Here is a 13,972-nt window from a genome sequence, read left to right on the forward strand (position 1 = left end):
AAGCCGTCTTCCGTGACCGCCACCATGGCCTGCGGGTCCTTCTCGAAGATGTCGAAGCCGAGCGACAGCACCAGCGCATCAGGCTGGAATTGCTCGATCGCGGCGCGCGCCTCGCGCAGGCGGTCGAAGAACACCGACTCGGGCGAACCGTGCGGCATCGGCAGGTTGAGGTTGTAGCCGTAGCCTTCGCCCGCGCCGCGCTCGTCCTCGAAACCGGCCACCACGGGATAGAAATTCTCGGGGTCGCCGTGGATCGACACATACAGCACGTCGCTGCGCTCGTAGAAGATGTCCTGGATGCCCTGGCCGTGGTGCATGTCGGTGTCCAGGATGGCGACGCGGCCGAAGGTGTCGCGCAGGCGTTGCGCGGCGATGGCGGCATTGTTCAGGTAACAGAAGCCGCCGGCCGCGTCGCGGCGCGCATGGTGGCCGGGCGGGCGGCAGATGGCGTAGGCGTGGCGGTCGCCGGCCGCGATGCGGTCGGCGCCGGCGATGGCGCACTGCGCCGACCAGTAGGCCGAGTGCCAGGTGTGCGGCCCCACCGGGCAGCTGCCGTCGGCCAGGTAGCGCGCGGCCTGCGCCAGCACGCCGCGCAGCGCGTTGGGTTCGCGCACGAAGACGTTGGAGACGACCTCGTCGCCCCAATCCTCGGGCAGTTTCTTCCAGTCGGCGTGGGCGTTCTGCAGGAAGCGCAGGTAGGCGGGCGTGTGCACCGCCTCGAGCGCGGCGCTGCCGTGGTCGGCCGGCGCCTGCACGTCGAAGCCCAGGGCGCGCGCGGCATGCGCCAGCGCGTCCAGGCGCGACGGCACTTCCTGCGGCGTGCGCATCTTGCCGCGCGAGAAGTAGGTCTGCGGATGGTGCAGTTTCTGGTCGTCGTGGAAGTACGCCTTCATGCTTGTTGAACCTCGGGTTGGAGTTGGACATGGCGCTGGCGATAGGCGCCCAGCGACAGCACGGATACCAGCGACAGCAGCGAGATCGCCGAGAACAGCAGCGCCAGCGGCCACCACTGGCCCTTGAAATTCTCGGCCGGCACCGTGCCCAGCATCGGCGTCAGGCCGCCGAAGATGGCGCCCGACAGCTGGTAAGCCATGGAGATCCCGGTGTAGCGGATCGCCGTGGGGAAGCTGTCGCTGACGAAGCCGGCGATCACCGCATAATAGGCGCCCATGAACAGCACCGCCACGCCAATGCCCAGCGTGATCGCGCCGAGCGAGCCCAGGTCCACCAGGTTGAACATGGCGTAGGGCGTGAAGACCGAGATCAGCGCCGTGGCGCCCAGGAAGCGCAGGTTGCCGACGCGGCTGGCGATATACGCCGCCAGCGGCGTGATGAAGAACTGCATGATCGGCACCACCAGCAGGCAGTCCAGGATGACCGCGCGGTTCAGGCCCACGTATTGGGTGGTGTAGGCGATCATGAAGGTGCTGGTGAAATAGAACCCGGCGATGCCTAGCACGTTGGCGCCCACGGCCAGCGCCAGCAGGCGCGGCGCGCCCGTGAGCACTTGCGCCAGCGGCGCCCGCGCCGGCTTGGCGCGCTTGGCCTGGGCCTGCTTTTCCTCCAGGAAGTCGGGCGACTCGTTGACGCTCAGGCGGATCACGAAACCCACCAGCAGCAGCACCGCCGAGAACAGGAACGGCACGCGCCAGCCCCAGCTGAGGAAGGCGGCGTCGTCCAGGCCGGTCACCAGCTTGAACATCAGCATCGACAGGATCAGGCCCGCCGGACTGCCGAGCTGCGCGAACGAGGCGAAGAAGGTGCGTTTGCTCTTGTCGGGCGAATGCTCGCCCGCCATCAGCACCGCGCCGCCCCATTCGCCGCCCACCGCCACGCCCTGCACGATGCGCAACAGCACCAGCAGCACCGGCGCCCAGACGCCGATCGAGGCATAGGTCGGCAGCAGGCCGATCAGCACCGTCACGGTGCCCATCATCAACAGCGTGATGACCAGCGATTTCTTGCGGCCGATGCGGTCGCCGATGTGGCCGAACAGGGCGCCGCCCAGCGGCCGCGCGAAGAAGCCCACGGCGAAGGTGCCGAAGGCGGCCAGCGTGCCGTAGAAGCCGGTGGCCGACGGGAAGAACAGTTTGCCGAACACCAGCGCGGCGGCGGTGGCGTAGATATAAAAGTCGTACCACTCGATCATCGTGCCGATGAATGCGGCGGTCGACGCGCGCACCGGCTGGTGGCCCGTCTTGGTATTTCCCCTCATGATTTTCTCTCTGTAGGTGGGTTGAGGTTGCTGCGTAGACCGTTATACGCGCGCCCCCACCATAAGAAAAATTCTGAATTCTTATCCGCGAAATTCAGCGAATTTATGAGTAGAAATCCTAGGTTTGGCTGAAGATGGGCGCAGAACGCCCGGCCGGCACGGATCAGCGCGCCGGCTGCCACTCGCGTTGGCAGTTGGCGGCGGGGCGCAGTTCGTTGGCCGCCTCCAGGCGCAAGGACGGCTTGGCGCCGGCCACATAGGCCAGATTGCGCGCCCGCCACGCGGCCAACTCGGGGTAAGGCACCTGCGCCGACGTGGCACCGCCGGTGCCCCAGAAGTCCATGGTTGGCGCCTCCAGGCAGACATCGGGCGCGGCCACGCTGGCCAGTTCGCGGCCGCTGTTCAGGTCCACCGCGCGAAACCGCAGCGCCGTCGGCCGCTGGCGCAGTTCGGCCGCGATCACCACCGGCGTGCCGTTGGCCGTCTGGCCCATGCTGGCCGGCTTGACCGTCTGGACTTCCTGGCCGCGCGGCACCAGCAGGAAGGCCACGCCGTTGTCGATATCCAGGAGGCGGCCGGGGCCCAGCTTGACGACCTGGAAGGGCTCGTGGCGGATCAGGGTGGTTTCATACCAGGCGTTCTCGTAGCGGGTCCAGCCGGGCTCGCCCGCGTCCAGGAACACCAGGCCGCCCATGCTGTCGCCTTCCTTCTGCACCGGGATGTCGCGGATGCGCAGCTCGCCGCCGCCGACGTCCAGGTACAGCAGGTTGCCGTGGCCGGCGGTGCGGGTGACGAAGGCCAGCACGCCATCGGGATTGATGGCCTTGGCGGGGCCGCAGAAATAGTCGCGCGCGCGGCGCGGATCGTCAGCGGGCAGGAAGCGTTCGCCCAGCTTGACGCCCTTGCCGCAAAGCGGCTGGCGCTGGTAGGTCAGGGTGTATTGGCTGGCGTTGCGCCGTCTGCCTTCCTGGTAGTCCTGGAAGCCGATGTCGGTTTCCTCGACGCGCAGCCCTTTGTCGTTGTAGACGGTGCGGGCCTGCAGCGGCCCGGCCATGGCGGCCAGGGCCAGCGACAACAGGGCGGGGGCCAGGAACCACCGCGGGCGAGCCAGGGGATTGCGCATGTTTCTTGTCATCATCCGATAGCCGATGGGGCACCTTAGCATAATGACGGAGGCGGCCGACCCGCGCTGGAAAGCGCGCGGCTCGGCGGCGGCCGGCACGATCATGCCGGCCGCCACGCAAAAAAAACCCTCCCGGAGCGGGAGGGCGGGTCAGGCCGTTACAGCGCCTGCATTTCGGGATTGGCGTTGCGGGCCGGCGCCGGCTGGGCCGGCGCGGGCGTGGCCGGCGTCGCGGGCGCCGGCGGCCGGCGTGGCGTCGGGCACCGGCACTTCCACGTACGGCAGGTGCAGCACCTGGCTCGTCATGGCGCGGATCTGATTGGTCAGCGCGGGGCTGTCATTCAGTTTCTGGCCATACGACGGGATGATCTCCTTCAGGCGCGCCTTCCAGCCCGCTTCCATCTGCTGCGGGAAGGCCTTGGCCAGCAGGTTCAGCATGATGGGCGGCGAGGTCGAGGCGCCCGGCGAGGCGCCCAGCAGCGCGGCGATGGTGTTGTCCTTGTCGGTCACGACTTCGGTGCCGAACTGCAGGATCGGGCCTTTCTCGGGATCGCGCTTGATGACCTGGACGCGTTCGCCGGCCGTCACCAGGCGCCAGTCTTCGGGCTTGGCCTGCGGGAAGTACTTGAGCAGCTGGGCGTGGCGGTCGGCGTCGGTCAGTTGCGCCTGGTTGATCAGGTACTTGACCAGGTCCAGGTTCTCCAGGCCCACGTCCACCATGCTGGCGACGTTGTTGTGGTTGACCGACGAGAACAGGTCGAAGGCCGAGCCTTGCTTGAGGAACTTGGTCGTGGCCAGCGCGAACGGTCCGAACAGCACCACCGGCTTGCCGTCGAGCTTGCGCGCATCCAGGTGCGGCACCGACATCGGCGGCGAATCGGTATCGGCCATGCCGTAGGCCTTGACCTCATGGCGGCCGGCGATGGCGGGTGCGTCGAAGGCCAGGAACTGGCCGCCCACCGGGAAGCCGGCGTAGTTCTTCGATTCCGGGATGCCCGACAGCTGCAGCACCTTGAGCGAGGCGCCGCCCGCGCCGATGAAGACGAAGCGCGACTTCACCGTGCGTTCCTGGTTGGTCTTCAGGTCCTTGACCGTGACGTTCCAGGTCTTGTCGTCGTTCTGGCGCAGCGCGGTGACCTCATGCTGCAGTTGCAGCTTGAAGTTGGGGTTGCGTTGCAGGCCCTGGGTCAGCTGGTTGGTGATGACGCCGAAGTTGACGTCGGTGCCCAGCGGCATGTAGGTGGCGGCGACCTTCTGGCTGGCGTCGCGGCCTTCCATCAGCAGCGGCGCCCACTGGCGGATCCGCGCCGCGTCGGTCGAGTATTCCATGCCGTAGAACAGCGGGCTCTTGGCCAGCGCATCGCGGCGCTTGCGCAGGTATTCGATGCGGTCATCGCCCCACACGAAGCTCATGTGGCCGGTCGGGTTGATGAAGTCCGACGGCTGGCCCAGGCGGCCGGTCTTGACCTGGTGGGCCCAGAACTGGCGCGAGACCTCGAACTGCTCGGCGATGTTGATGGCGCGCTTGATGTCGACGGAACCGTCGGGCATCTCGGGGGTGTAGTTCAGCTCGGCGAAGCCCGAGTGGCCGGTGCCCGCGTTGTTCCAGCCATTGGAGCTTTCCAGTGCGACGCCGTCCAGGCGTTCGAACAGTTCGACGCGCCAGTCCGGCTGCAATTCCTGCAGGTAGGTGGCGAGCGTCACGCTCATGATGCCGCCGCCGACGAGCACGGCGTCCAGGGGCTTGTCATTGTCGGCTGCCGGGACCGAACGTTGGTGCAGGGGCCAGTACAGGAACAGGGCGGCCGCGACCACCACCGTCACCACCAGGCTGCCCACGATTTTGAGAAACTTTCTCATGGGTATTAGACCTTACGGTTCAAAGGATTATGTTGTTGTCGTTGTAGGAACTACGGAGAAAACGGGCGAGGGCACCTCCGGGGCGATCAAACACGCAAACAGCGATCCACGCGTCCAAGGCGGCAAGCCGGGGCGGGGGAGGTTGCGAACAGGGTTGGGTAGGCGCCTGACCGGCCCCGGCTCCCGGCCAAGCGGCCGGGCATCCCTGGGGCGGGAGCCTGTGTCAGGTCTTGCGTGCAGGCCCTAGACTAGACGAAGCGGCTTCGTCCTGCCGCAATACCCGGGTCGCGGGCATTGGTTTTGGCGCAATACGCGTTGCGCCGTGATTGTAAACACATTGGCGCCACCGGTCCCTGGCGCGACCGGATCCGCGCCGTGGGGCTATGGTGCTTCCCATTCAGGTTCCATTAATATTGGCGCGCCCGCGGTCCGGATCCTGGCCGGGGAATCCGGAGTCCATCCTTGAACCGACTATTGATCAGCGCTGTCCTGACCGCCGTGGCGGCGTCGCCCGTCCTTGCCGGCGAACGCTGGGTGGTCTATGCCGGCGGCGACAAGCCGAACCGCATCTTCGTCACCGTCGACGAGAGCTATCTCGACGCCGTGCCCCGGGCCGAGAAGACCTACAAGCTGGAAACCCTGACGGTGCTGGAGAACGCCAAGTCGCCGGACTGGGTGTCGTCCAACATGATCATCGACTGCGGCCGGCAGACGCTCGAGGAAAAGCTGATCCAGCTGTCGCCGCGCGGCGGCAAGCTGGCTACCGCGCCCGACCAGCCGGCCCGGCCGCCGAAGAACGCCGTGGGCCAGGCGCTGATCGACTTCGCCTGCGACATGGGGCCCAAGAGCGGCGCCCAGCGCGTGGCGGCGCGCAAGGCCGACAACCGGTCGCGCGGGTGGATGTACCTGGGCCCGCTCAATACCGGCGAGATCGGCGACCTGGCCTGGAACACGATGTGGACCGACGGCACCCGGCCCGCCAGCAAGCCGCGCTCGGACGCCGAGCTGGAACGCGAGATGAAGGATCTGGAGGCGCGTCGCAAGAAAGCCCTGGCCGACGCGGGCGCCCAGGCCGACAAGAGTGTCGAGCAGGACAAGCAGGCCAGCCGCCAGATCGCCACCGTCCAGGATCCGCAGGCGCGCGCCGATGCCCGCCGCAAGCGGGAAATGTCTGCCGTGCGGCGCACGATGGATGCCTGGGTCGGCCAGCCCGAGGCCGAACTGCTGCGGGTCTGGGGGCCGCCCACCGGCACTACGGAAAAGAGCGGCAACCGCATGCTGCAGTACTACCGCACGGAAGCGCGCTCGACCTCGGCAAGCGGCAGCGGCAGTTGCCCGCCCGGGCAGACCCTGCAGCTGACGCATGGCCCCAACGCGCCGCCGCGCTGCGCCCCGTCGGCCGGTACCCAGAGCTATCAGTACACCTATGAGTGCACGCTGAGTTTCGAGCTGCAGGGCGGCATGATCATCGACCACTTCACCAAGGACCGCCGCACGCCCAACGATCCGTATACCCACTGCAGCCACATCTTCGGGCGTTTCGACTGATGCCTGACCGGCCGCGGTGACCGACCTTGCCGGCTCACCTGGCCCGGCAAGGCGTCAGGCGGCGGCACGCGCCGGACGCCGGCTGGCGTGCGGCAACCGCCCGCCACCAGGGCGATCCCGGATGCGGGGCGTCCAGGTCCAGCCGCTCGCCCATTTCAGGCGTGGCCAATGGCACGCCGCGTTCGGCGGCCAGCGCGGCGATGCGCTCGAACGGCTCCTGCCAGGCATGCATGGCCAGGTCGAAGGTGCCGTTGTGGATCGGCAGCAGCCAGCGGCCGCGCAGGTCCAGGTGGGCCTGCAGGGTTTCTTCGGGCTGCATGTGCACGTAGGCCCAGCGCTTGTCGTAGGCGCCGGTTTCCATCAGCGTCAGATCGAATGGGCCGAGCGCGTCGCCGATGGCCTTGAAGCCGTCGAAGTAGCCGCTGTCGCCGCTGAAGAACACCCGCATCCCGCCATCGTCGATCACCCACGAGGCCCACAGGCTGCGATCGCTGTCGGTCAGGCCGCGGCCGGAGAAATGCTGGGCCGGGGTGGCCGTCAGGCGCAGGCCGTCGACCTCGGTGGACTGCCACCAGTCGAGTTGCTCGACCTTGGCCGGGTCGACGCCCCAGGCGATCAGTTGGTCGCCCACGCCCAGCGGCGCGATGAAGCGGCCGGTGCGGGCGGCCAGCCGGGTGACGGCGGCGCGGTCCAGGTGGTCATAGTGGTTGTGGGAAAGGATCACGCCGGCGATCGGCGGCAGGTCGTCGAGCGCGATGGGCGGCGCGTGAAAGCGCGCCGGGCCGGCCCATTGCACCGGCGAGGCGCGCTTGGAGAACACCGGATCGGTGATCCAGTAGCGGCCGCGCAGCTTGAGCAGAATGGTCGAATGCCCCAGCCGGAACAGGCTGCGGTCGGGCGCGGCGCCGAGTTCGGCGCGGGTCAGCGGGCGTACCGGGATCGGCTGGTCGGGCACCGTGTTCGAGGGCTTGCGGAACAGCACCGCCCAGGTGAGCTTGAGCCCTTGCCAGAATCCCATCGGCGGGCGCGGCCGGGCGTTGTGGAAACGGCCGTCGCGGTGATGCGCGGACGGCGGGGTGGGGGAGGCGTCGGGCGAGGGGAGATTCACGGCGGGATTCCTGGCGGCGAAGGCAATGACGGACCGGGATGGCGTCAAAAGTATACTGAGCAGTGTAGTTTCCTTTTTTCTGAAAGTACACTGGTGAGTGTAAAATTTTCGCTATCACTCTGATTGATTTAGGACGTTCCCATGGCAGAAGTTCCGCAGCGGCTCACCGACAGGAAGCGCGAGGCCATCCTGCGCGCCGCGGTTGAGGAATTCCGCACGGCGGGTTACGAGGCGACCAGCATGGACCGCATCGCCGCCGCCGCCGGCGTCTCCAAGCGCACGGTCTACAACCATTTCCCCAGCAAGGACGAACTGTTCGGGCTGATGCTCGAGGACCTGTGGAACCGCAGTATCGCCAACGACGGCGTGGCCTATCACGCCGACCAGCCGCTGGCGGCGCAGTTGCGGCAACTGCTGATGCGCAAGCTCGCACTGCTGGGCGATCCCAATTTCATCGACCTGGCGCGCGTCGCCATGGCCGAGATCATCCACACGCCGGAACGGGCCCAGGCCATCGTCTGCCGCATGGGCGCGAAGGAAGGCGGCGAGGTCGCCTGGATCCGCGCGGCCATCGCCGACGGCCGCCTGGCCGACGTCGATCCGGAATTCGCCGGGCACCAATTGCAGGGGCTGGTCAAGAGCTTCGCCTTCTGGCCGCAGGTCACGCTGGGCCTGCCGCCGCTGCAACCGGCCGAACGCGAGCGGGTGGTGGATTCGGCGGTGGCGATGTTCCTGGGGTGCTACGGACGCGGCGTATGAATCACGCGCCGCGCCGATAGAACGCCAGCGAGCCGGCCAGCGCCAATAGCGCGCCGCCGCAGGCGCGGTCCAGCCAGCGGGTGCCGCGCCGCTTGAACAGGCGGATGGCCCTGGCGCCGGCGCAGGCATAGGCGAGCATGACCAGCAGGTCGATCGTGGCGAACACCGCCGCCAGCGCCGCATACTGGGGAAACTGCGGCGCCTGCGTGGAGATGAACTGCGGCAGGAAGGCCGAGAAAAACAGATAGCCCTTCGGGTTGGTCAGCGCGACCAGGAAGCTGCGCAGGAACACCGCCCGGCCGGACGGCGTCCGCGCGGCGGCTTCGTCCGGCAACGTCAGGGCGCCGGACGAGCGGCACAGGCGCAGGCCCAGGTAGGCCAGGTACGCCACGCCGATCCATTTGACGACCGAGAACCAGAATTCGGAAGCGGCCAGCAGCGCGCCCAGCCCCAGCGCCACGGCGCCGATCAGGACGGCATCCGACAGCACCGCGCCCGCCATGCCGGGCAGGGACGCGCGCAGGCCCAGCCTGGCGCCGTTGTTGAGCGCCAGCAGCACCGTCGGGCCGGGCGTCGCGATGCCGATGAACGCCACCACGGCGAAAACGAGCAGGGTATCCGTCATGGTCGAAGGGCTCTCGTGGGGAAAGGGGCAAGAAGGGGACCGGCTTCCGCATTCTGCCTCGCCCCCGCCCGCGGCGACAAGCGGCGCCTGCCGGCCGGTTCGCCCTGCAACCTCGCTTGACCTCACGCCGACCGCATGGGCAGGGCGCTCTGTTATCGTTGCCGAAGCACGGATCACCGTGCCGCATCCTCAAGACCCCGCCGCCCATGTCCGGGCAATCCGACGAGGCCTTATCGCTTGAAGACCAAGAACTATCTGTTCGGCATCATCGTTTCGTTCGCGCTGGCCGGCCTGCTGGCCGCCCTGGGCCTGATCGCCGTGTTCAGCGACAACTTCGGCTGGGGCATGGTGGCGTTGCTGTCGTATGGGGTCTTGTACGGCGGGCCGCTGGCGATCGTGCTGGCGCTGACCTGGATCGTGTACCTGGTGCGCGATCGCGGCCAGGTGCCCGGACGCATCCATGCGCTGTTGTTCCTGCCCACGCTGCTGGCCCTGATGATCGTGCCGGTCAACGAGGAGATCCGCCAGGGCCGCTCCAACCGCTTCCGCGACGCCAATCCGGCCATCGCCGAAAGCCACGTCAACTTCAGCGGGCGCACCATCTGGCTGGACTACCGCGCGGCGTCGTCCTCGTCGGGCGGCGGCTCGCCCTACATGGAACCGGCTTCCGCGGACAATATCCAGTTCTCGCGCTTTGTCCGCTATCCCACGGCCAACACCCTGGCCGCGGGCGACTTTCCCTACGACGGCGCGCGCCTGAAGGCGGACGTCAGCCGCTATGCCTATTCCAGCAGCGACGGCGCGCCGGCCACGACGCTGCCGCTGCGGCAGTTGCCGGCGCCTTCCCTGGCCGCGCTGCGGCCAGCGTTCCGCTATGGCGATGCCGGGCTGCTGCTGTATCAGTACTTCCATTACGCCGACCACGTCGAGGTGGCGCCCGGCCTCGCGCGATTCGCCGCGACCACCGAGGATGAGATGACGACGGCCCGCATCGCGGGGCTGACGATCGTCAGCCTGGAAAACTACACGCCGCAGACCATCGCGCGGCTGGAGGTCAATGGCCAGACGCTGGACCTGGCGTACGCGGCCCGCAGCCTGGCGGGGCAGCGGTGCGATCCGGTGCGGGGCGGCAGCCCGGCCATGCTCGACCTGCAGCAGGCGCTGCGGGTGCGTTGGCAGACGCTGGAAGAACCGGCGCGCTGGCATGAGGCGAGCGTGACGGTGCCGGCATTCAGCGCGGCCAGCCAGGCCGATCCCGACAAGGGGCTGATGCGCGTGCGCCTGTATGTCCTGCCCGCTGGCGCGGTGGCCGCCGAGCGTTTCCGCGAGATCCGCCTGCGCGGCGGCGAGCTGGCGATCCGCGCCACGGGACTGCCGGCGGCGGCGCAGCCGCATGCGGCCTGCGGCGGCGCGTATGGCGGCGCGTATGCCGGCTACAACCCGCAGACGGTCAAATTGTTGGCCAACTGAGCCGCGCGCGGCGTGACGATCACGGCCGCCACCAGGCCTGCGCCACGGGCGACAGGACGACGAACGCGGCCAGGTTCAACGCCACCGTCGCCCAGAACTGGATCCGGAAACTCCGCTTGATGGTCTTGTGCCGCAGCCAGCGCTGCGCCAGCAGCGCGCCGGGCCAGCCGCCGGCCAGCGCCAGCCCATGCAGCGTGCGCTCGGAAATCCGCCACTGGCCAGCGCGCGCCTGCGCCTTGTCCCAGGTGTAGAAGGCGATGGTGATGAGGCTGAGCGAGAGATACGCCAGCCCCACCCACAACGGGACCTGCAGCAGGTAGGTGGCCAGGCCGTAGGCCGCGAGGCAGGCAAGCAGGAACAGCGCGGTGTGCATGGAAGGCTCCTGGCGTGGCGGTGGCGGAACCGGCATGGTATTCCAGTTCGCCGCCGCCAGCGGATCCGGCAATATCCGCCGGTCAGCGAAAACAAAAAAAAGCTCCTTTTACAGGGGCTTTTTTTATTTTGTCCGACACGCTTCTCGCGGCCGCGTCGCGCACTGGCGCTTATTAATAAGCCACTCGGTGCATCCATTATTTCGAATATCCAAAGAAAAAACCCAAAGCCGGAAATCGAAAAAATAGCCTCCATAATCGCCGCGCGAGTTCAGGCATTAACGATTGATACGCCAGATCATTATTCGCCCGTCGGCTGGAGAACGCGATGCAAGCAGCGAAGTCGTTCACGCTCGTCCCTCGGCGCCTGACCGTCCTGGTCGGCGCGGCATTATTCGGCGGCTGGCCCGGCACGGGCGTCCAGGCCGCTTGCGTCACCACCGGTTCAGCGACCACCTGCAACACCGCCGCGCCCAATCCGGCCACGGCGCCGATCGGGCAGGGGCCGTCCACGGCGGCCGGCGCGTCGGTCACGATGCAGCCCAACGCCAGGCTCGAAGTCAATAACGCCAATGCCGTCAGCCTGGGCGACAACGCCGCCATCACGGTGGCGGCCGGCGCGGTCATTTCCAATCTCGCCACGTCGGGCGCGGGCTTGTGGAGCGCGGGCAACAACACGGTGGAATTCGGTTCCAACGGCACGCTGACCATCGCCCAGGGCGGCAAGGTCCAGGCCCTGGGCACGCAGGCCAACGCCGAGGCCGTCAACGTCATGGGCGCGGGCAACACCATCATCAACCGCGGCCTGATCTCCGGCGGCAATGCCGCCGCCATCTGGTTCGAGGACCGCACGCGCGGCGCGGCCAACACCGTCGACAACTACGGCACGATCCAGGCCGGCAACGGCACCAGCAGCAACGTGATCGGCAACAGCGGCAGCGGCAACGTCAATTTCATCAACCGCAGCGGCGCGGTGGTCAACGGCAGCCTGACCTTCGCCAGCGGCGATGACTCGCTCACGCTGTATCCGGGGTCGATCATCACCGGCGGCTTCAATGGCGGCGGCGGCACCAACAGCCTGACGCTGACCGGCGAGGCCGGCTCCAGCGACACCTTGCCCGGCACCATCCGCAACTTCCAGTCGCTGATCAAGACCGGCGATGGCAAATGGACGTTGTCCGGCTCGGTCGGCAGCAACGGCGGCGGCACGCCGCTGGCGGTGCAGGTGCAGGACGGCACGCTGGCCCTGACCGGCGACAACACGGGCTTCAACGGCTCGGTGCGTGTCGATGCGGCCGGCACGCTGGAAGCGCGCGCGCAAAGCCTGCCGCCGAGCGTGACCAACAATGGCCTGGTGCTGTTCAACCAGCCGGACAACGGCACCTACGCCGGCACGATCAGCGGCACCGGCGCGGTCAACAAGATTGCCGCGGGCATCCTGACGCTGACCGGCGCCAACACCTACCAGGGCGGCACGCGCATACAGGGCGGCACCGTCGCGATCAGCGCCGACGGCGCGCTGGGCGCGAGCACGGGCGGGGTGACGCTGGATGGCGGCGCGCTGGCGTTCACCAACAGCTTCAGCCTGGCGGGCAGCCGCAATGTCAGCGTCACCGCCAACAACGGCACGCTCAGCGCCAATGCGGGCGTGACCGGCACCGTGACGCAAGCCATCACCGGCGCGGGCGCGCTGACCAAGGACGGCGCCGGCACCGTGGTGCTGACCAGCAACGCCAACAGCTGGGCGGGCGCCACCACCATCGCCGCCGGCACGCTGCAACTGGGCAACGGCGGCGCGTCGGGCAACCTGCCGGGCGCCGCCGCCATCACCAACAACGGCTCGCTGGCCTTCAACCGCAACGACCTGTTCACCTTCGGCAACCTGATCACGGGCAGCGGCGGCATCCGCCAGATGGGATCGGGCACCACCGTCCTGACGGCCAACAACAGCTACGCCGGACCGACCTCGGTGACGGCCGGCGCGCTCTACGTCAACGGCACGCAGAGCGGCACTGGCGCGGCGACCGTGGGCAACGGCGCCACCCTGGGCGGCACCGGCACGCTGGGCGGCAGCGTCACGGTGCAGACCGGCGGCACGCTGGCGCCGGGCGGCGTCGGCGCGGCGCCCGGCACGCTCACCATCGGCGGCGACCTGACCCTGCAGAACGGCTCGGCGCTGGCGTATTCGTTCGGCCAGGCGGGCGTGGTCGGCGGACCGTTCAACGACCTGACCAATGTCGGCGGCAATCTCGCCCTGGGCGGCACGCTCAACGTGCAGACCTCGGTGGGCGGCTCGTTCGACCCCGGCGTCTACCGGGTCATCAACTACGCCGGCGCGCTCAGCGGCACGCTGGCGCTGGGCGCGGTGCCGTCGCCGGGCAACTATTTCATCCAGACCTCGGTGGACAAGCAGGTCAACCTGGTCAACACCAACGGCCTGACGCTGAACTACTGGGACGGCGCCAGCCCGCTGAACAAGAACAACAACACCATCGACGGCGGGCCGGGCATCTGGACGGCCAACGGCGCGCTCACCAACGACAACTGGACCGGCATGACCGGCGCGCTCAACGCGCCCTGGAGCCAGAGCGCGTTCGCCGTGTTCATGGGGCAGGGCGACACCGTCAGGGTGGACAGCACCACCAATGGCGCGATCCTGGCGCAGGGCATGCAGTTCGCGGCCGATGGCTACACGCTGGTGAACAATGCCGTGGGGGACGCGCTGACCCTGGTGGGCGTGCCGGCCGCGGGCGGCGGCCCCAACGAAGCCGTGATCCGCGTGGGCAACGGGGTGGCCGAGGGCGGCGGCTACACAGCCACCATCGGCGCCACGCTGGCGGGCGCGGCCAAGCTGGTCAAGACCGACCTGGGCACGCTGGTGCTGTCGGGCGTC

12 protein-coding genes are annotated in these 13,972 nt (G+C 68.2%); 5 read left to right on the forward strand and 7 right to left on the reverse strand.

Translation table 11 applies throughout. The annotated features are described in order from the left end of the window. From AOZ49_RS03300 to mqo, 4 genes are all read right to left on the reverse strand, one after another. Nucleotides 1-893, reverse strand: an 893-nt coding sequence (locus tag AOZ49_RS03300) for a histone deacetylase family protein (protein WP_054474314.1), incomplete at its 3' end; no start/stop codon positions are given. After that, the gene (locus AOZ49_RS03305) at nt 890-2,215 is read right to left on the reverse strand and encodes an MFS transporter (protein ID WP_054474315.1); all 1,326 of its coding nucleotides are present in this window, start codon (nt 2,213-2,215) and stop codon (nt 890-892) included. The genes AOZ49_RS03300 and AOZ49_RS03305, both read right to left, overlap by 4 nt. 163 nt (nt 2,216-2,378) lie before the next feature. After that, entirely contained in the window at nt 2,379-3,338 is a 960-nt protein-coding gene (locus AOZ49_RS03310; RefSeq protein WP_054474316.1) for a hypothetical protein, read from the reverse strand. 150 nt (nt 3,339-3,488) lie between these two features. Beyond that, entirely contained in the window at nt 3,489-5,198 is a 1,710-nt protein-coding gene (gene mqo / locus AOZ49_RS03315) for a malate dehydrogenase (quinone) (protein ID WP_156355571.1), read from the reverse strand. 462 nt (nt 5,199-5,660) lie between these two features. On the opposite strand from mqo, the gene AOZ49_RS03320 reads away from it, so the two are divergent. After that, on the forward strand, nt 5,661-6,746 hold the full coding sequence (locus AOZ49_RS03320; protein WP_156355572.1) for a hypothetical protein: 1,086 nt from the start codon (nt 5,661-5,663) through the stop codon (nt 6,744-6,746). A 34-nt stretch (nt 6,747-6,780) separates the two neighbouring features. Here the strand turns inward: AOZ49_RS03320 and AOZ49_RS03325 are convergent, their stop codons facing one another. After that, nucleotides 6,781-7,854 (reverse strand): MBL fold metallo-hydrolase, encoded by a 1,074-nt coding sequence (locus AOZ49_RS03325; protein WP_156355573.1) that lies wholly within the window; start codon nt 7,852-7,854, stop codon nt 6,781-6,783. Between the two features lie 141 nt (nt 7,855-7,995). Between AOZ49_RS03325 and AOZ49_RS03330 the strand changes: the two genes are divergently transcribed. Next, nucleotides 7,996-8,613 carry a TetR/AcrR family transcriptional regulator gene (locus AOZ49_RS03330; protein ID WP_054430407.1) on the forward strand — a complete coding sequence of 206 codons (618 nt, stop codon included), beginning with the start codon at nt 7,996-7,998 and terminating at the stop codon, nt 8,611-8,613. 1 nt (nt 8,614) lies between these two features. On the opposite strand, the gene AOZ49_RS03335 is transcribed toward AOZ49_RS03330, so the two are convergent. Continuing rightward, nucleotides 8,615-9,238 (reverse strand): LysE family translocator, encoded by a 624-nt coding sequence (locus AOZ49_RS03335; protein WP_054474318.1) that lies wholly within the window; start codon nt 9,236-9,238, stop codon nt 8,615-8,617. 237 nt (nt 9,239-9,475) lie between these two features. Between AOZ49_RS03335 and AOZ49_RS03340 the strand changes: the two genes are divergently transcribed. Then, the gene (locus tag AOZ49_RS03340) at nt 9,476-10,708 is read left to right on the forward strand and encodes a hypothetical protein (RefSeq protein WP_054474319.1); all 1,233 of its coding nucleotides are present in this window, start codon (nt 9,476-9,478) and stop codon (nt 10,706-10,708) included. A gap of 19 nt (nt 10,709-10,727) precedes the next feature. Here AOZ49_RS03340 and AOZ49_RS03345 read toward each other — a convergent pair whose 3' ends face one another. After that, nucleotides 10,728-11,081: a DUF1294 domain-containing protein gene (locus tag AOZ49_RS03345; protein WP_197286690.1), complete on the reverse strand. Its 354-nt coding sequence runs from the start codon at nt 11,079-11,081 to the stop codon at nt 10,728-10,730. Here AOZ49_RS03345 and AOZ49_RS32315 point away from each other — a divergent pair. Continuing rightward, nucleotides 11,080-11,328 carry a hypothetical protein gene (locus AOZ49_RS32315; protein ID WP_156355574.1) on the forward strand — a complete coding sequence of 83 codons (249 nt, stop codon included), beginning with the start codon at nt 11,080-11,082 and terminating at the stop codon, nt 11,326-11,328. The two genes, AOZ49_RS03345 and AOZ49_RS32315, sit on opposite strands and share 2 nt — an antisense overlap. A gap of 79 nt (nt 11,329-11,407) precedes the next feature. Then, on the forward strand, nt 11,408-13,972 hold a 2,565-nt coding region (locus AOZ49_RS03350; RefSeq protein ID WP_197286691.1), incomplete at its 3' end, for a beta strand repeat-containing protein.

The organism is Achromobacter sp. 2789STDY5608615 (genome assembly GCF_001298995.1).
Taxonomy (GTDB): domain Bacteria; phylum Pseudomonadota; class Gammaproteobacteria; order Burkholderiales; family Burkholderiaceae_B; genus Achromobacter; species Achromobacter insuavis.